Source organism: Pseudoalteromonas sp. BSi20480, from assembly GCF_000241365.1.
In the GTDB taxonomy this organism is placed as follows: domain Bacteria; phylum Pseudomonadota; class Gammaproteobacteria; order Enterobacterales; family Alteromonadaceae; genus Pseudoalteromonas; species Pseudoalteromonas marina.
The window spans coordinates 1-17,880 of sequence record NZ_BADX01000015.1 but is presented as its reverse complement, the minus strand read 5'-3'; the positions used below and the strand labels follow the sequence as shown (position 1 = coordinate 17,880).

The following is a 17,880-nucleotide window of genomic DNA, read 5'->3' as shown; positions in this document are numbered from 1 at the left end:
ATTAAAGCGTTTGCTCCAAAATGCGAACAACTAATTGCTCAAAACTTGCCCCATTTGCTTTAGCTGCCATAGGCACTAATGATTTTTCTGTCATTCCGGGTACAGTATTAACCTCTAATAAATAAAAGTTGCCTTGCTCATCTTGCATTGCATCTACGCGGCCCCAACCGCTTGCGCCAACTAAGTCAAACGCCTCTAACGACATAGCCTGTAATTGCTGCGTATCGTGCGCCGATAAATTGGCTGGGCAATGATACTGCGTAGTATTTGATTGATACTTTGCCTGATAATCGTAAAAGCCATTTGGCGTTGTCATTTCAATTATGGGCTGTACTTCATCACCTAAAACAGTCACTGTAAATTCACGACCCGTTATCCACTGCTCAACCAACACTTGGCTATCAAACTTAAATGCATTGATTAATGCATCTTCAAGTTCTTGCGCAGTAGTTGCTTGTGCCATACCAATGCTCGACCCTTCATGAGAAGGCTTAACCATCACTTTTTTAAATTCAGCCATGATAGCGTGTGCATCAAAACCTTTTTTAGCATCTACAACGGCATAAGGCGCGGTGCTTAAGCCTGCTGATTTAAACAAGTGCTTACAACGAATTTTATCCATTGCCAGCGCTGAACCCAGTACGTTACTGCCGGTGTAAGGTAAGTTCATAAACTCTAATGCACCTTGAACAGTTCCGTCCTCACCACCTCGGCCATGTAGTGCAATAAAAACACGATCTACATTTAACTCTTTGAGTTCCCACAACGACCGATTTTGAGGATCGAATGCAATCGCATCTACACCGCAATTTTGTAATGCATTAAAAACAGCCTGACCCGACTTTAATGACACTTCACGCTCTGCTGAGTTACCACCAAGCATTACCGCTACTTTACCAAATTGTGCATTTACTTGGGTCATACTTCACCTTGTTTTAATTTTTCTATCGACATGCCTGTTGCTGCTAACGTTTTTACTAACTGACCTATATTACCCGCACCTTGGGTCAATACTAAGTCATTATTTTGCAAGTTATCTGCTAATACACCCGCAAGCTCTTTACTTGATGCTACATGCAATGGCTCTTTGCCACGTTGACGAAGGCTTCGGCATAAACTTTTACTATCAGCGCCCACTATAGGCTCTTCGCCTGCGCCATAAACATCTAATAATAAGAGCTGATCTACATCGGCAAGTACTTTTACAAAGTCTTCATATAAATCACGAGTACGACTATAACGATGCGGCTGATAAATCATTACTAAGCGTTTATCGGGCCACCCCTCGCGTACTGCCGCAATAGTTGCTGCAACCTCTGAAGGGTGATGACCGTAATCATCCACTAACATTATATTGCCGCGTTCGTTTTCAAATTCGCCGTAGTGTTGAAAACGACGGCCAATACCTTCAAACTTTTGTAATGCTTCTAAAATTGCTTGGTTAGCAATATTTTGATCTTTTGCTACTGCAATTGCTGCTGTAGCATTTAATGCGTTATGTTTACCTGGCATATTTAGCGTTGCCGTTAAACACTCACCTTGTTTATTGGTTACCGTAAACGTACACGTATTAGCTGACTGGCTAAAATCACTCATGCGATAATCAGCCGTTGGCGACTCGCCATACGTAATAATAGGACGCCCAAAACGAGGAATTAGTTCGGCGGCTACCTCAGAGTCGATACACACAACAGCCAGACCATAAAACGGCAGGTTATGTATAAAATCGACATAAGTGTCTTTCATTTTTTCAAGGCTGCCACCGTATGTATCCATGTGATCTTCTTCAATATTAGTGATCACCGATACCATAGGTTGTAAGTGTAAAAACGACGCATCACTCTCATCAGCTTCTGCAATTAAAAAATCGCTTTTACCAACCTTTGCATTACTACCTGCACTATTTAATAAACCACCAATAATAAAGGTTGGATCGAGCCCAGCTTGGGCATAAATGCTGGCAATTAAACTCGTTGTTGTTGTTTTGCCATGAGTGCCAGCAATGGCAATGCCATGGCGAAAACGCATTAATTCAGCTAGCATTTCAGCACGACGTACAACAGGAATTCTTGCCGCTTTTGCGGCAATTATTTCAGGGTTAGTTTCGTCAATAGCACTTGAAACTACCACCACATTGGCATCTTTTACGTTGTTTTCGTGATGACCAATGAATACTTCTGCACCCGCTTTAATCAAGCGATCTGTCATCGCACTATGCGCAATATCAGACCCTGTAATACGGTAACCTTCAAAAGCGAGCACTTCGGCAATACCGCCCATACCCGCTCCACCAATACCAATAAAGTGGATGGTTTCTATTCGACGCATTGCAGGTCGTATACTTTTGTTTTGTACTGATGCTTCTTTCACTTACGCTCTCTTATTTGATACTTGCTCACAGTGCGCGGCTACGCTTGCTGTGGCATCTAAAATGGCTTGTTTTTTTGCGTTATTAGCCATTTTATTAATTAAACTAGGGTTTACTAAGTAAGGGGTTAATAGCGCAACAATCGATTGCTCATTAAATGCCCTTTGCTGCATGAGTAACGCTCCATCTGCCTCAACCAAATATTGGGCGTTAGCCGTTTGATGGTCGTCAACTGCATGAGGAAATGGCACAAATACAGCCATTTTGCCCGCTGCTGCAATTTCACTTACCGTTAGCGCACCAGCTCGGCAGATAACAATATCAGCCCAAGCATACGCTGCATCCATGTCATCAATAAATTCCGCAACTTTTACATTATCGCTTTCAAACATGTGCGTTTTGTAGGCTTGCTCAACGCTGTTTAAATGTCCTTTACCTGTCTGGTGCCATACATTTATTGCACTGGTTTTGTTAAGCGCTTTAAATGCAGCTGGAAGTGTTTGGTTAAGTACCTGAGCCCCTAACGACCCTCCGACAACCAACATATTAATCGGTATTGAAACGTCACGCGTTGCTATGTCTATTACACTTTGACGAACTGGATTTCCGACAAGTTCAGCTTGTCCTGCTTCAAAAGCGCTTGGGAAAGCCGCTAAAACGCGATTAGCAAATCGTGAAAGCCATCGGTTACTCATACCAGCAACCGCATTCTGTTCATGAATAACTAACGGAATACCTAAACTTTTTGCAGCAATACCTGTTGGTCCAGTTACGTATCCTCCCATAGCAAGAACAACATCTGGACGTTGATTTTTCAATACCTTACGCGCTTGCAATATTGCATTAATGACCATGAATGGCGCTTTAACAAGGCGTTTTAATCCGTTGCCACGAACACCTTTTACATTAATAAAATCAATTTCTATATTGTGCTTAGGAACAACGCTTGCTTCCATTCTATCGGGTGTGCCAATCCAAGTAACTTGCCACCCCTGCGCTTTTAAGTAATCAGCAACTGCAATACCTGGAAATATATGCCCGCCAGTTCCACCAGCGACTACAACACACTTTTTACTCATCGTTTACCTCCGCCTGAGGTCGCTTGTTTAGTTGCCATTTTAGTTTCAAAATCAACGCGTAATAATATTCCGGTTGCTATGGTCATAATCATCAAACTAGAACCACCATAAGAAATAAACGGTAATGTAAGACCTTTAGTTGGTAAAATCCCCGCACTTGCCCCTACATTCACCATGGTTTGAAACGCAAACCAAATACCTATTGCAAAGGCAAAGTAGCCTTCGTATTCTTTACCGCACTTTAAGGCTTGCTGGCCAATTAATAGTGCTCTAAATACTAAAGTGGCGAGCACCATTAAAATGCTTACCACGCCAACTAAACCAAGCTCTTCGCCAATAACCGCAAAAATAAAATCATTGTGTGCTTCAGGAAGGTATTGCAACTTTTGCACGCTATTACCTAACCCTTGGCCAAACCATCCACCTTGGCTGTACGCCATTAACGATTGAACGAGCTGGTACCCTTTTCCAAATGGGTCGTCCCAAGGGTCTAAAAAGCCAACAACACGCGCCATACGATAAGGCTCAACAATAATCAACAAAACAACCAAGCCAATCCCGGTTAAAATAAGGACAAAAAACTGCCATAGTTTTGCGCCCGCTAAAAACAATAAGCCAACTGTTGTTACAAACATAACAACTACGGTGCCTAAATCAGGCTGCAACAAAATAAGCAATGCATACACAGCAAACACTGCAATAGGCTTTGCAAAACCTTTAATGTTCTCTTGTACTTCTTCACGCTTTCGGACCAAGTAACCCGCTATGTAACTAAAAAAGTACAATTTAGCGGCTTCAGCCACCTGAAAACCAATAGGTCCAATTGGGATCCAACGCTTGGCACCATTAACCTCGCGGCCAATAATTAATACAGCAATGAGCAATACCATGCCCAGTATCAATAAATATGCATTTGAGCGTTTCCACCAATCCATTGGCACACAAACCGTGATCCAAAAAAGAACAAACGCAACGGCCAAAAACATCCCGTGACGAATAGCAATATGATGTGAGTTATCAAAAAGGCGCTCTGCCGTGGGCATAGACGCACTCATCACCATAATAAAGCCAACACCAATTAGCATTAGCATTGAATAAAGCAAAGGCACATCATAAAGCTGCGGCGAAGGTTTTGGTGTTAATGTGTCTTTTATTTGTGCAAGCGCAATCATATGTTATCCGCCAAAACACACTTAACAAAGTCATCACCACGTTGCATATAGTTGTTATACATATCAATGCTTGCACATGCTGGCGCTAATAAAACTACATTACCCGGCGAACTAAGCTGCTTAGCTAAATTAACCGCCTCACTCATGTTATTTGTTAAATGGCTTTTGCTGCTCAGAGCCACTAGCTTTTTGGCATCTTTACCAAAACAGATCAGCGCTTTTACATGCTTTTGTAAGTAAGGTTTAAGCGGGTTTAAATCAGCGCCTTTTGCATCGCCTCCCGCTATCACAATTAAGTTTTGAGTTTCTGTGGCCAAACTGTCTATGGCTGCTATGGTAGCGCCTACGTTTGTTGCCTTTGAATCGTTAAAGTATTTAACGCCATGTTGCTGAGTAACAAATTGGCAGCGATGAGCCAATCCGCTAAACTCATTTAGTGCCTTTTTATAAGCCTCTTTACTAATATTAAAGGGGCTTAGTAACGCCATAACCGCAAGCGTATTTAAATAATTGTGCTTACCTACAACAGCCAGTGTATCAACAGGTAAAAACGCCTCATTGTTAGCGAAAAAATACGTACTGCAGTTATGCTGCCCTAAACAATATTTACCCTGTTGAGTACCAAAACCAATTTTAGCCGTAGCACTGCTACTGGACGGATGCGTTTGTTTGTCATCTTCATTAACAACAAGACATTGTGTACCGTTGTAAATAGATAGCTTTGAGTCTATATATGCTTGGTAGCTATCGTAACGATCTAAATGATCTTCAGATACATTTAACACCGTGGCACTCACCGATTTTAAGCTTGTTGTGGTATCTAATTGAAAGCTCGAAAGCTCAAGCACATAAACATCAAAGTCGTCATTGAGTAAATCAAGCACTGCGGTACCAATATTGCCGCCAAGTGCCGCATTAAAGCCAGCCGCTTTTAACACGTCATAGGCTAAAGTCACTACGGTTGATTTACCATTTGAGCCAGTCACTGCCACTACAGGTTTAGTATTAATGCGCGCAAATAGCTCAACATCACCTATGACTTCAACACCCGAATTAATAGCACTCGCAATGGCAGGCGTTTTAAGGCTTAACCCAGGGCTTACAATAATCATATCACTGCCATTAAGCCCAGCAGCATCTAAGCTGCCAAAGTGTGTATTTAAACTAGGAGCATGACTGCTCAGCCATTCAATCCCTGGGGGATTTGCTCGGCTGTCGACAACCTTTGGCGTTAAACCGTGAGATAGTAAAAAACGCACAATGCCCAGACCGGTTACACCGAGTCCGAGCACTGTTATTTGTTTATTCTTTATCTCGTTTAAATATTGCATTTATCTTATCTTTAATGTCGCAAGACCTGCGAGAACCAACACAATAGATATAATCCAAAAACGCACAATAACGCGCGGCTCTGGCCAACCTTTTAATTCGTAATGATGGTGAATAGGCGCCATTCTAAAAATTCGTTGCCCTCGTAACTTATACGAGCCCACTTGTAAAATCACCGACAACGCCTCCATTACAAAGACACCGCCCATGATAATCAGTAGAAGTTCTTGACGAACCAGCACTGCAATAATCCCCAGCGCTCCACCTAATGCTAATGAGCCTACATCACCCATGAATACTTGCGCCGGGTAGGTGTTAAACCATAAAAACCCAAGCCCTGCACCAACAATGGCAGTACATACAACTACAAGCTCACTGGCTAATGGCAAATGAGGAATATGTAAATAAGCAGAAAAATTAATATTACCGGTTAAGTAAGCAATTATGGCAAGTGCCGCCGCAACTAAAATAGTCGGTACAATAGCGAGACCATCTAGACCATCAGTCAGGTTTACAGCATTTGATGTTCCAACCAATGCAAAATAGGTAATAACAATGTAAAACAAGCCTAACTGCGGTAAAACATCTTTAAAAAACGGCACAACTAAAGACGTTTCTGCAGCTTGCGTACTTGTAAAGTACAATGCAGTTGCAACCACAAGTGCAATTACTGACTGCCAAAAGTACTTCCATTTCGCTATAAGCCCTTTTGGATCTTTACGGATAACTTTTCGGTAATCATCGATAAAGCCGACAATTCCCAGTGAGCCAATTACAAATAACGTTGCCCACACATACTTATTGGAGAGATCGGCCCACAATAAGGTACTTGTAAAAATTGCCGACTAAAATAAGCAGGCCACCCATAGTTGGCGTACCCGATTTTGATAAGTGTGATTGTGGGCCATCATCGCGTACTGTTTGCCCAATTTGCATTTTTTGCAAACCACGAATTAGCTTTGGCCCTAAATACAGAGACATAATGAGCGCAGTTAAAATCCCCAAAATAGCGCGCAGTGTTAAATACGAAAAAACATTAAAACCACTAAAATACTGTGTTAAATACTCAGCCAGCCAAACTAACATTATGATACTCCATTGATGGCTTGTTGCTGGCCATTAACTAAATCGGTTACTAATAATTCCATGCGAGAACTGCGTGATCCTTTCACGACAATGGTCGTTTTTTTATTTACTTGATTAATTGTGGCTTGAATTTGTTGCTGCATCTGCTCACGGTTTGAGAAGTGACGATTCGCAAGCGCAAATACATCGCTTGCACACTTACTCAACACACCTAGCGTAAATAACTCATCAATGCCTTTTTCAAGCGCATATTCGCCAACTTCTTGATGGTATTTACGTGCGTCTTCACCAAGCTCACCCATATCCCCCAGCGCTAAAATACGATGCCCTTGCATATCACTCAGTAAGTCAATGGCAGCCTTAACCGATTTAACATTGGCATTGTAAGTATCATCAACCACTGTGAGCATGTCAGACACTTCTATTAAGTTTACGCGCCCTTTTACATCACCCATCGTCGCCAATGCATGAGCAATATCATCTAAAGTGACATCAAGCTCGCTTGTTAGTGCAGCTGCAATAAGTGCATTGCTAATGTTATGTTTACCCGGTAATGCGAGAGTCACAGGTACTTTTTTTGTTTTGTACATAACGTAAAGCTTGCACGTGCATTAGCGTCTAAGCTTATATCTTCAGCCCAAATATCGAGTTTTTCAGAGGTTGAAAAGCGCTTTATATTGCGCCCTTCAAGTTTATCTAGCCAATATTGACTAAACTCACTGTCGCAATTAATTATGGCTACGCCATTTTCTTTAAGGCCATCAAAAATTTCGCCTTTTGCTTTGGCCACGCCCATCAAGCTACCAAAACCTTCTAAGTGGGCTGGTGCTACATTACACACTACCGCTACATCAGGTTTAGCCATTGCCGTTGTGTATGCAATTTCACCTAAATGATTTGCACCCAGCTCTATTACTGCAAAACGGTGTTGTGGCTCTAAACGCAACAACGTTAGCGGTACGCCAATATCGTTATTAAAATTACCTTTGGTTGCCAGCACATCGCCATGCACAGATAAAATAGCCGCGCACATTTCTTTTACTGTGGTTTTACCCACACTGCCCGTAATAGCGATTGTTTTAGGTGCTACTTGCGCCATAACCGCTGTACCAATAGCGCCTAATGCTATACGCGTGTCATTCACTATAAACTGGGCAATATCAACATCGACTTTATGATCGACAATAACGCCTATCGCGCCTTTTTGTTTTGCCTCAGCTATAAATTTATGACCATCAAAATTTGGCCCTTTAAGTGCTAAAAACACTTCACCTTCGCATACTGTGCGAGTATCTGTATTTATGTTGAGCACTTGCTGATTATCACCCTGATAATCGGTTGTTAACACATTGGCTAACCAATCAAAATCCATCGGGATCATGCTTGAGTCCCTCTATCTGTTTTTATTAATTGTTCTTGTACAAACTGGCGATCGCAAAAGTCGATACGTTCATCGCCTATAATTTGATAATCTTCGTGGCCTTTTCCCGCAATTAACACCACTTCATTAGAAGCTGCATTATTAATTGCATAACTAATTGCTGACGCTCTATCAGCTTCTAAATGGGCGCTTTGAGGTGCAGCTAAACCTGAAGCTACCTCTGCAATAATCACATTTGGATCTTCTGAGCGTGGGTTATCGCTGGTAATAATCACTTTGTTAGCATTTTTTTCAGCAGCTTGAGCCATTAATACGCGCTTCCCCTTGTCCCTGTCACCACCACAGCCAAATACACAACTCACGCCACCTGGCACATGTTTTTGCAATGCTTGTAGTGCTAAAGCTAATGCTTCTGGCGTATGCGCATAATCAACTACGCAAGTTGGTTTACCCGCAACACTAAATGCTTGCATTCGTCCTGCTACTGGCTGAAGTTGTTGGCAACCTGCAATAAGTTGCTCAAGGGGATAACCTAAACCCAATAACGTGGCTAAAGCAGCCGTTAAGTTATAAAGATTAAATTCACCAAACAGCGGCGATTTTACCTTAATATCACCCCAGCTTGTAGATAATTGCGCCGAAATACCTTCAGCCGAATAATCAACATCTGAAAAGTACACATACTGTGCATTTTTAGGCGCTAAATTTTTTCGTCCGTAGCAAATTAAATTATTAAAATCGTATTTTTCGAGCCACAGCCCTACTTGGTTGTCATCTTGGTTTAGTACAACAAGCTGTGGGTCAAAATCACGAAATAGCATGAGTTTTGCATCACCATAACTCGCCATATCACCGTGGTAATCTAAGTGATCGCGAGAAAGGTTAGTAAATACAGCAGCTTTAAACTGGCACTGTGCAACACGGTGCTGCACAAGTCCGTGCGACGACACTTCCATTGCCACCAGCTTTTTATCTGCTTGATGTAAATCGCTCAATATATGTTGTAAATCGACTGCTGAAGGCGTGGTGTTTATGAGCGGCGTTAAATTATCTGGATGGCCAAAACCAAGCGTACCAATAATTGCTGACTGCGTATTACAATACTGCGCTAAATGAGCAATCATAGCCGTGGTAGTCGATTTACCGTTTGTACCGGTTACACCAATTAAATCAAGATTATGGCTGGGTTTATCGTAAAAACGACTAGCAAGTTCAGCCAACTTTTTATCAAGTTCAGACACTAAATAAAGTGGCTCAAATGCAACATCAAACTCGCACAGTCTGTCGGCAATAACTGCGACAGCGCCCTTTTCAATTGCTTTAGCTATAAACTGCCCGCCATCTAGCTCATGGCCCTTTATTGCTACAAATACATCGCCTGGGTTGACGTCTCGGCTATCTAATCGCAAATGATTTACAAGCTGCGATGGTGCATCTATTTCTATGTATTTTAAAATGCTTTTTAAATCACGCATCGTTCTTTTTACCTTTTACGTACGCAACTTCTTCCTTGTCGGGTGCGACGTTTAATATTCTTAATGCGTTAGAAACGATTTCTGCAAATGCAGGGCCTGCAGTGGCACCTCCATAGTACACATCACCGCCAGGTTCATTGATCATTACTACCACAGCTAAACGTGGATTACTTGCTGGTGCAACACCTGCAAAATAACCAACATATTCATCACCGTAACCACCTACTGCGGCTTTTTTAGAAGTACCCGTTTTACCCGCTGCACGGTAACCATCAACTTTAACGTTATGTGCAGTACCACCACTTTCAAATACGCTTTCCATCATGTTTACTACCGCTTCAACATCTTGCTGTTGAAAAACGCGATCCCCTTCTGGGATAGAATCTTGCTTTAGTACAGTGAGCGGTCTGTTGACACCTCCCGCACCTAACATGGCATAGAAGCGAGCCATTTGCGCAGTACTAACAGCAATATTGTAACCAAATGACAATGCAGCAATTTCGTGATCAGACCAACGACGATTTGGGTAAAATAAACCACTGCTTTCACCTACCATACCCGTGCCAGAGTCAGATCCGAATCCGACCTTTTGGAATAAACCCACCAGGTAGTCTTTTGGAACCAACTGAGTAACCTTAGTTACCCCCATATTTGACGAATATTTTAGTATTTCTCGTAGTGACATTTCACCATGGTTACGCGTATCTTGGACTAAACTTCCCCCTAAACGCATCCAGCCTGGGTAGGTGTCAATTTGTTCATCGGCTTGAATTGCGCCGTAGTCTAGCCCAGCTAAAATGGCCAGTGGCTTAACGGTTGAACCCGGTTCGAACAAATCAGTGATAGCGCGATTTCTGCGTTTATGGGGAGCCGCATCGGTTAGATTATTTGGATTAAAAGACGGGCTATTAACCATTGCTAATACTTCACCGGTTTTAACATCAACCACCATGGCTGAACCCGATGTAGCCTTATAAGATAAAACCGCTGACTTCACAGCCTTATAGGCAATAGCCTGAATACGTTGATCAATACTTAGTTGAATACTTTCGGGCTCTACACGTTCTCGCTCATCTAGCACTTGCACTTCACGGCCTTGGGCGTCTTTTCTTATAGTTCGACGACCTTCTTCGCCGGTTAAAGCGTTTTCATAGAGCTTTTCAATGCCTTCAATGCCTTTACCATCGATGTTGGTAAAACCAATAATATGCGCGGTCACTTCGCCAGCCGGATAGTAACGCTTAGACTCATCCAATAAATGAATACCAGGAAGACGCAAGCCACCAATATAATCGGCTACTGCAGGGGTTACTTGGCGTTTTAAATAAACAAAACGACGACTCGGATCATTTAAAAGTCGGGAATTAATTTTTGCCTGATCAATACGTAATACATCAGCTAATTCGCGCCAACGTAAATCGTTTTTGTAATACTGTGTGGTGCGTTTGTTTAGCTCTACTGCATTATCTAACAGCGCTTGTTTGTCTTCACCATTTTTTCGCGCTTGCCTAACAACTTTAGATACCAGCGATTTATGTAAAGCCTTAGGGTCAGCATACACACTCACAACGGGTACGCTGACCGCGAGCTCTTTGCCATTGCGGTCAAAGATCATTCCGCGTTGCACATGAAGTTTTTCGACGCGTACTGTACGTTTGTCACTTTCTGAACGTGCTTTATCAGGTTCAATTACTTGTAAATAGGCGGCACGAGACACTAGCGTCACAAACACCAAAAACACAACCGAACACACCAGCATAAAGCGCCATGTGATTAAGTTGTTAACTGGTTTTTTGCCTCGATTTCTCATTTTACTATAATTACCTGTTCATCCTGACTCGTCGGTCTTTTCATTTTTAATTGCGAGGTTGCCACTTCTTCAATACGCGCATGCTGAGAGTAAAACTCCTCCTCAACTAGTAAGTATCGCCACTCTAAATCAAGCTCATCTCGTTCCTGCAGTAGTTTATCTTGTTCAATTAATTGCCCGCGCGCTAAATGCGTGACTTGCACTACGCTAAAGCCAGAAACAAATATCGTAACCAACAAGGCCAAGGTGAGCTTATTAGCACCAAGGCCTTTAATTATTTCGAAAAATAAATTGGGAGGTTGACGATGATTTGCTTTTGTATTCATCCCAACCTCTGAGCAATCCTAAGTACAGAGCTTCGTGAACGCGGATTGCGCGCTACTTCTTCAGTGCTTGGTTTAATAGCTTTACCCACTGCTTTTAACGTCAGGTTTTGATTTATTTGTGCATCGGTTAAAGGCAGACCTCTGGGTAATGCTTCTCCCTTACTCTGTTTTCTAATAAATTGTTTTACTATGCGATCTTCAAGTGAATGAAAAGAAATGACCACTAAGCGACCGCCCGGCTTTAATACTTTTACGGCCGATTGCAGCGCCGTTTGTATTTCTTCAAGTTCGCTGTTTATATAAATACGAATAGCCTGAAAAGTGCGTGTTGCGGGGTGTTTAAACTTATCTTTCACTGGTACGGCTTCATCAACTAAATCAGCAAGCTGCTTAGTTGTTGTGATGGGTGTGTGCTCTCGAGTTTCTAAAATTTTATGTGCAATACGCTTACCGAACTTTTCTTCACCCAACTTTTTAATGACGTGGGTGATATCATCTAACTCAGCTTCTGCCAACCACTGAGCAGCACTTCGGCCGCTTGTTGGATCCATGCGCATATCAAGCGGGCCATCTTTCATAAAACTAAAACCGCGCTCAGCATCATCAAGTTGTGGAGATGACACACCAATATCTAATAAAATGCCATCCACTTTACCAATGAGATCGTTTTGCTCAGCTACATCGTATAATCTTGAAAATCGAGTGTGTGCTATAGCAAAGCGGGAGTCATCGGCAAATTTTTCAGCCGACTTTATAGCCTGTGGATCTTGGTCTATTGCTTGTAAGCGTCCTGCGTCGCCTAAACGAGCAAGTATTTGACCTGAATGACCGCCTCGTCCAAATGTGCCATCCATATATATGCCGTCTGGCTTAATTGCTAGGGCATCAATGGTTTCGTCCATCAAAACGGATACGTGTTCAAATTGCGCTGTCATTAGCTATTGTTTGCCTTTTTTTGTGCCGTTAAAGTGTAAAGTTATCTAAATCTGAATTAGGCTCAAAATCACCTAGCCTCTCAAGCTCAGTGTCTTGGCGCATTTGCTCGTTCCAACGCGCTTCATCCCAGATTTCAAATTTATTCATTAACCCAACTAGCATTATTTTTTTACCAAGGTCTGCATGCGCACGTAACGACGGCGCTAACAAAATCCGACCATTTTTATCAAGTTGATACTCTGTCGCATTGCCTAACAACATGCGTTGCATTCGACGGGCGCGTGGATTCATATTGGAAATCTTAGCTAAACGACTTTCTATTTCTTGCCATTCAGCCAATGGATACAACCACAAGCAGGGCTCATTTAACGCGACGGTACAAATCACTGTTCCCTGATCTTCAGATAGCAGCGATTCTCGGTACTTGGTCGGCACCGCAAAACGTCCTTTATCATCCAAACTCAGTGAACTCGCGCCACGGAACATAATTAGCCTGCTTTAAATTATTTTAATCAGCTATTAATCTATGCTGATCCAGTTTGATCCACTAAAAACCACTTTTTACCACAGTGCTCCAGTTTAGGGCTTGACAAGCCTTTTTGTCAAGTAAGCTGACCTCCTTTAACGAGTCTCTAAGCTAGAAAAAATAAGGGTTCAGGCGAAGCGGTTGAATTACGTGGGAAAAAGTGGAGATACAAACAAAAAAATATTTTTATCCATTTTAATAACTTTTTGTTTACATGGTTTGATTACTGAATAAACAGTGAATAATTACAATTTTTTAGCGGGTTTTACTCACTTTGTAATTTTTACTTAGATCGGCAGTAAGAGTTACTACATCGTTTTTATTATATATTCAAAATGCTTCACCAACAAAATACAATAACAAATAAAATCAACATCTTATGTAAACATCACAGTCTGGTTTAATTGTTGCTTCAGTTAATGCACTACTTAAATACTTTTACTCATTAAGGATTGATTATGGCTACTGCTACGACGACTAAACAAAATACGACTACAGATATTAAGTCTGACACTAAAGCACAAACGACTGATGCCCCACTGACAGAAAAAGCAACATCAGCTGCTCACGATGCTGTTGATGCACTGTCTACAAAAGCAGCAACAGCTGAAAGTAGTGTGAGAAAAGGTGCATCTAGTTCTGCTGAGGCACTTAGCGAAAAGCAATTGATTGCTCGCGAAAAGCTAGGCGAGTGCACAGCTAAAACACGTGCCTTCGCATCTGAAAATCCTTTAGCTACAGCAGGGATTGCATTTGCAGCGGGTATGTTAATTACGTCATTGTTCCGTCGTAAGTAAAACCTGATGGAAAATTTCCACTCGAGCACAACCAAGGATGGTAAAGCGCAAAACCAAACGACTGATCAACAGTATCAAAAGGACGATTGGCAAGATCATATTGCAAAACTCTTAACGTATTCAAAACAGCTCAAGGATGATTATCATACTCAAGGAAAGATCACCCACCAGCTTGCAAAGGCTGAATGGCGCTTATCGTTAAGATCGCTTGCATTGATCTCTATATTTTTAGGCTGTTTTGCCAGTGGTTTGGTTTTGTTGTGGGCGGGCGTATTAGGTGCAGCAGGTTATGCGATATACGACCTATTTGGTTCTGTGTGGGTAAGTATTGCAACCGTTACACTATTACAGGTCGCATGCTTATTTTGGCTATGGAAAAGCGTTGCGTATTTAAGCAACAAAATAGGTTTTAGCAAAACCCTTAAAAGCATTAAACAATTATTAAACTTACAAGGACATTAATATGTTAGTTGATATGTTGATTAAAAACCCTGATGCAAACGTAAAAGCACTGACTAAACAAATGGATTTACAAAGCGAGCTTAAGCGACAACACCAAGCCGCGTTCGTATACCGATTAAAGCGTTTTGCAGCCAGTAAAGTAGGCTTAAGCAGCGCATTTATAGCTGGCGTTGCCGTTCAATCCGGTAAAAGTGAAACCAGCCTCATAAGAAAATACGGCTGGCTAATTAGGTTAATTGGTTAGCTGGTTAACTATGCCCTGCCATGTGCTTGCAAATAATTTATTTCTGGCCCTTTTGGTACAATCTGGGTGGGATTAATCATAGTGTGGCTAAAATAGTAATGCCGCTTGATATGATAGAAATCAACCGTATTTGCAACTCCCTCAACTTGGTACAAATCCCTTAAGTATCCACTCAACGAAGGGTAACTCTCAATTGTGCGCAAATTGCATTTAAAATGCCCTACATACACACAATCGAACCTAATTAACGTTGTAAATAAGCGCCAATCTGCTTCCGTAATTTTGTCACCCGCAAGGTAGCGTTTTTTACTCAGTATTTTTTCAACTTTGTCTAGAGCTGTAAACACATCGTCGAATGCTTGTTCGTACGCGTGCGTTGTTGTTGCAAATCCAGCTCGGTAAACACCGTTATTAATATTTGGATAAACTAACGCATTAAGTTCATCGATTTCACTACGAAGTGATTCAGGGTAGTAATCGTCTTTATTACCTGTTATTTCATTAAACGTACTATTAAACATGCGTATTATATCGGCAGATTCATTACTAACTATCTTGTTTTGTTTTTTGTCCCACAAGACAGGAACAGTTACTCGTCCTGAGTAATTAGAATTATTTTTAGTATAAACTTGGTGTAAGTAATCACTAGCAAATAAGGCATCACCCGTGCTGTGGTTATTTTGATCAAACTCCCAGCCATTAGCCAACATGTCAGGGCTTACAATCGATACAGAAATAAGTTCATCAAGCTTTTTTAACGTACGGAAAATAAGTGTGCGGTGTGCCCAAGGGCACGCTAACGAAACATATAAATGATAACGCCCAGCCTCAGCTTTAAAACCACCTTCGCCAGTTTCACCTGCGCTACCGTCTGACGTGATCCAATTTCGTAATTGCGCTGCCTCACGCTCAAACTTTCCGTCGCTTGAATCTGTGTCATACCATTTATCTTGCCATTGACCATTAACAAGTAATCCCATTATTTGCTCCTCAAAAATTAAATAAGTGTGCCAAATTGACCATTTTGGTAATCACGAACGGCTTGCTGTATTTCGGCTTGTGTTGTCATAACAAATGGCCCCATGTGTGCAATGGGTTGCTTGAGCGGATCACCCGCTAAAATTAATACACCTGCACCATGTTGCGTTGCTATATCAATATCGCTACCTGGCTCTAAAATTAGTAACTTACCCGCCTTGAATGTTTGATTATCTGGCGTGATAAGGGATCCCGAATGTATGTAAAGCATCACATTTTGTTGTTTTAAAGGATCAAGCTTTAGCTGCTTACCAGCAGGTAAAGTTACATCGGCTAAAGCGGCATTTGCAGAGAGCTTTTGAATACTTGATGTTAATTCAACTGCCTCAAATTGCCATGAACCAGCAAGGGCAGTTAATGTAACACCACTTTCATTTTTAAAGGTTGGAGCTGGGCTTTGCGTTGTATCTTGATAAATGGGATCGCGCATTTTTTCTTTGCTTGGCATATTGATCCAAATTTGAAAACCATGGAGTCCGTCTTTGGCATCAGGCAGAGGCATTTCGCTATGAATCACTCCTTTGCCTGTACTCATCCATTGCACATCGCCTGCTCTGATCGCTTTTTTATTACCCATTTGATCTTTATGTTCAAACCCTCCTTTAATAATATAAGTAAACGTTTCCATACCTCGGTGCGGATGCGCAGGAAAACCGCCCATATAATCAGCCTCGTTATCTGACTTGAGCTCATCGATCATTAAAAACGGGTCTAGGTATTTACCATCGAATCCAGGGATACGGCTTATATTGACACCGTCACCATCTTGAGTTGCATAGGACGTTAATATTTTTGCTATATTCATTTTTTAAATCACTATCTGAAATGTTATCTATACTTATTAAAGCACTGATAAAACCAAACAACCATGTCTTTATATCGCGCTAACCATTCGTTTTTTTAGAATCATTTGATAGTGAAATATTTTTTCATAACAACTTATAAAATATGGTTTTTTTATATTTTATTGACTACAATCACCATTGAATTTACTCAAAAAAGGGACAGAGTATTTTAACTTCATCGCTCAAAAGTCAATTTTATAGGTTACTAATCATTATTAGTATCCCGGGCATTCTTGTGACATTTTTAGCCCTTTGGGCAGAACGTGAGGCTGCGATTGAAAAAAGCGAAGAAAAAGTCGTTAATATTGCTAAGCATTTAACCCACCAACAAACAGCAATGATTGGAGAGACTGAGCAACTCACTCGGTTTTTAGCAAACACAATTGCTACAGAACCCAACCTTCCGGGTACGTGCCCTGGCTATTTTTACCAATTACAAGAGCTCTACACAAACGTTGCCAATATTGGTGTAGTTGATGACAAAGGAAACTTAATTTGTGTAACCAATGGCATAGTAAAAAATGTGTCTATTAGTGATAGGCAATACTTTAAAAATGCCATAGCAAATAAAAGCTTTTCAATTGGGTATTTTCAATACGACAGAAGCATTCAAGCACCCAGTGTTAACTTTGCTCACCCTATTATTGATAAGCAAGAGCAATTAAAGGGCGTTGTTGTTACAGTGATTGCACTTGACTGGTGGAGTGCAGCTTTAGACAAAGCCGAATTCCCAATTGGTTCGAACGCTGTTATTGCTGATTCTAATGGCCTTGTACTGGCAAGTTACCCAAACTCATTGCTACCTTTAGGGGAAAAAATTAACAACAAACACTTTTTACATAGCGATAGCTCATTGGCTATGTTTAAAGACGATAACAACGTCAATCAAATCTTTCACCGAGCAACTATTTATAATGACATTAATAACAATAATTTAGAAATTTACATCACATCGCCCACTGATAAATATATTAATCGAGCAAATAAACACTTTTTAGAAACTATT

Annotated in this window: 16 protein-coding genes and 2 pseudogenes; 4 read left to right on the top strand and 14 right to left on the bottom strand. The window is 41.3% G+C overall.

Annotation, left to right across the window (positions count from 1 at the left end; genetic code table 11):
• Position 1: 1 nt before the first annotated feature.
• The 12 genes and pseudogenes from P20480_RS15970 to mraZ form a co-directional block, all read right to left on the bottom strand.
• Entirely contained in the window at positions 2-922 is a 921-nt protein-coding gene (locus P20480_RS15970; RefSeq protein WP_008126806.1) for a D-alanine--D-alanine ligase, read from the bottom strand.
• Positions 919-2,370, bottom strand: coding sequence for a UDP-N-acetylmuramate--L-alanine ligase (gene murC / locus P20480_RS15975; protein ID WP_008126805.1), 1,452 nt, complete (start codon positions 2,368-2,370; stop codon positions 919-921). Before murC ends, P20480_RS15970 begins: the two co-directional genes overlap by 4 nt.
• Positions 2,371-3,447: an undecaprenyldiphospho-muramoylpentapeptide beta-N-acetylglucosaminyltransferase gene (gene murG, locus P20480_RS15980; protein WP_008126803.1), complete on the bottom strand. Its 1,077-nt coding sequence runs from the start codon at positions 3,445-3,447 to the stop codon at positions 2,371-2,373. It lies immediately after the preceding gene.
• On the bottom strand, positions 3,444-4,619 hold the full coding sequence (gene ftsW / locus P20480_RS15985) for a cell division protein FtsW (protein ID WP_006792144.1): 1,176 nt from the start codon (positions 4,617-4,619) through the stop codon (positions 3,444-3,446). The genes murG and ftsW overlap by 4 nt, the downstream gene beginning before the upstream one ends.
• Positions 4,616-5,950, bottom strand: coding sequence for a UDP-N-acetylmuramoyl-L-alanine--D-glutamate ligase (gene murD, locus P20480_RS15990; RefSeq protein ID WP_008126801.1), 1,335 nt, complete (start codon positions 5,948-5,950; stop codon positions 4,616-4,618). The genes ftsW and murD overlap by 4 nt, the downstream gene beginning before the upstream one ends.
• Positions 5,951-7,034 (bottom strand): annotated as a pseudogene (mraY, locus tag P20480_RS17530) (phospho-N-acetylmuramoyl-pentapeptide-transferase).
• Positions 7,034-8,415, bottom strand: a pseudogene (locus P20480_RS17525) (UDP-N-acetylmuramoyl-tripeptide--D-alanyl-D-alanine ligase). The pseudogenes mraY and P20480_RS17525 overlap by 1 nt, the downstream one beginning before the upstream one ends.
• Positions 8,412-9,890 (bottom strand): UDP-N-acetylmuramoyl-L-alanyl-D-glutamate--2,6-diaminopimelate ligase, encoded by a 1,479-nt coding sequence (murE, locus tag P20480_RS15995; protein ID WP_008126792.1) that lies wholly within the window; start codon positions 9,888-9,890, stop codon positions 8,412-8,414. Before murE ends, P20480_RS17525 begins: the two are co-directional and overlap by 4 nt.
• Positions 9,883-11,700 (bottom strand): peptidoglycan glycosyltransferase FtsI, encoded by a 1,818-nt coding sequence (locus P20480_RS16000; protein ID WP_008126791.1) that lies wholly within the window; start codon positions 11,698-11,700, stop codon positions 9,883-9,885. Before P20480_RS16000 ends, murE begins: the two co-directional genes overlap by 8 nt.
• Positions 11,697-12,026 carry a cell division protein FtsL gene (ftsL, locus tag P20480_RS16005; RefSeq protein ID WP_006792138.1) on the bottom strand — a complete coding sequence of 110 codons (330 nt, stop codon included), beginning with the start codon at positions 12,024-12,026 and terminating at the stop codon, positions 11,697-11,699. The genes P20480_RS16000 and ftsL overlap by 4 nt, the downstream gene beginning before the upstream one ends.
• On the bottom strand, positions 12,023-12,961 hold the full coding sequence (gene rsmH, locus P20480_RS16010) for a 16S rRNA (cytosine(1402)-N(4))-methyltransferase RsmH (RefSeq protein ID WP_008126786.1): 939 nt from the start codon (positions 12,959-12,961) through the stop codon (positions 12,023-12,025). The genes ftsL and rsmH overlap by 4 nt, the downstream gene beginning before the upstream one ends.
• 28 nt (positions 12,962-12,989) lie before the next feature.
• Positions 12,990-13,448 carry a division/cell wall cluster transcriptional repressor MraZ gene (gene mraZ / locus P20480_RS16015; protein ID WP_006792136.1) on the bottom strand — a complete coding sequence of 153 codons (459 nt, stop codon included), beginning with the start codon at positions 13,446-13,448 and terminating at the stop codon, positions 12,990-12,992.
• A gap of 498 nt (positions 13,449-13,946) precedes the next feature.
• Here mraZ and P20480_RS16020 point away from each other — a divergent pair, with 498 nt between their 5' ends.
• From P20480_RS16020 to P20480_RS16030, 3 genes are read left to right on the top strand one after another with little or no spacing between them, the layout of a single operon-like run.
• Positions 13,947-14,285: a hypothetical protein gene (locus tag P20480_RS16020; RefSeq protein WP_006792135.1), complete on the top strand. Its 339-nt coding sequence runs from the start codon at positions 13,947-13,949 to the stop codon at positions 14,283-14,285.
• A 6-nt stretch (positions 14,286-14,291) separates the two neighbouring features.
• Complete coding sequence (locus P20480_RS16025) at positions 14,292-14,747, top strand: hypothetical protein (RefSeq protein ID WP_008126785.1); 456 nt, start codon at positions 14,292-14,294, stop codon at positions 14,745-14,747.
• Between the two features lies 1 nt (position 14,748).
• Positions 14,749-14,991 (top strand): hypothetical protein, encoded by a 243-nt coding sequence (locus P20480_RS16030; RefSeq protein ID WP_006792133.1) that lies wholly within the window; start codon positions 14,749-14,751, stop codon positions 14,989-14,991.
• A gap of 8 nt (positions 14,992-14,999) precedes the next feature.
• Here the strand turns inward: P20480_RS16030 and P20480_RS16035 are convergent, their stop codons facing one another.
• Both P20480_RS16035 and P20480_RS16040 read right to left on the bottom strand, forming a co-directional pair.
• Positions 15,000-15,971 carry a glutathione S-transferase family protein gene (locus P20480_RS16035; RefSeq protein ID WP_008126784.1) on the bottom strand — a complete coding sequence of 324 codons (972 nt, stop codon included), beginning with the start codon at positions 15,969-15,971 and terminating at the stop codon, positions 15,000-15,002.
• Positions 15,972-15,988: 17 nt separating this feature from the next.
• Entirely contained in the window at positions 15,989-16,834 is an 846-nt protein-coding gene (locus P20480_RS16040; protein WP_008126783.1) for a pirin family protein, read from the bottom strand.
• 275 nt (positions 16,835-17,109) lie between these two features.
• Between P20480_RS16040 and P20480_RS17520 the strand changes: the two genes are divergently transcribed.
• Positions 17,110-17,880, top strand: a 771-nt coding sequence (locus P20480_RS17520) for a PDC sensor domain-containing protein (protein ID WP_274377864.1), incomplete at its 3' end; no start/stop codon positions are given.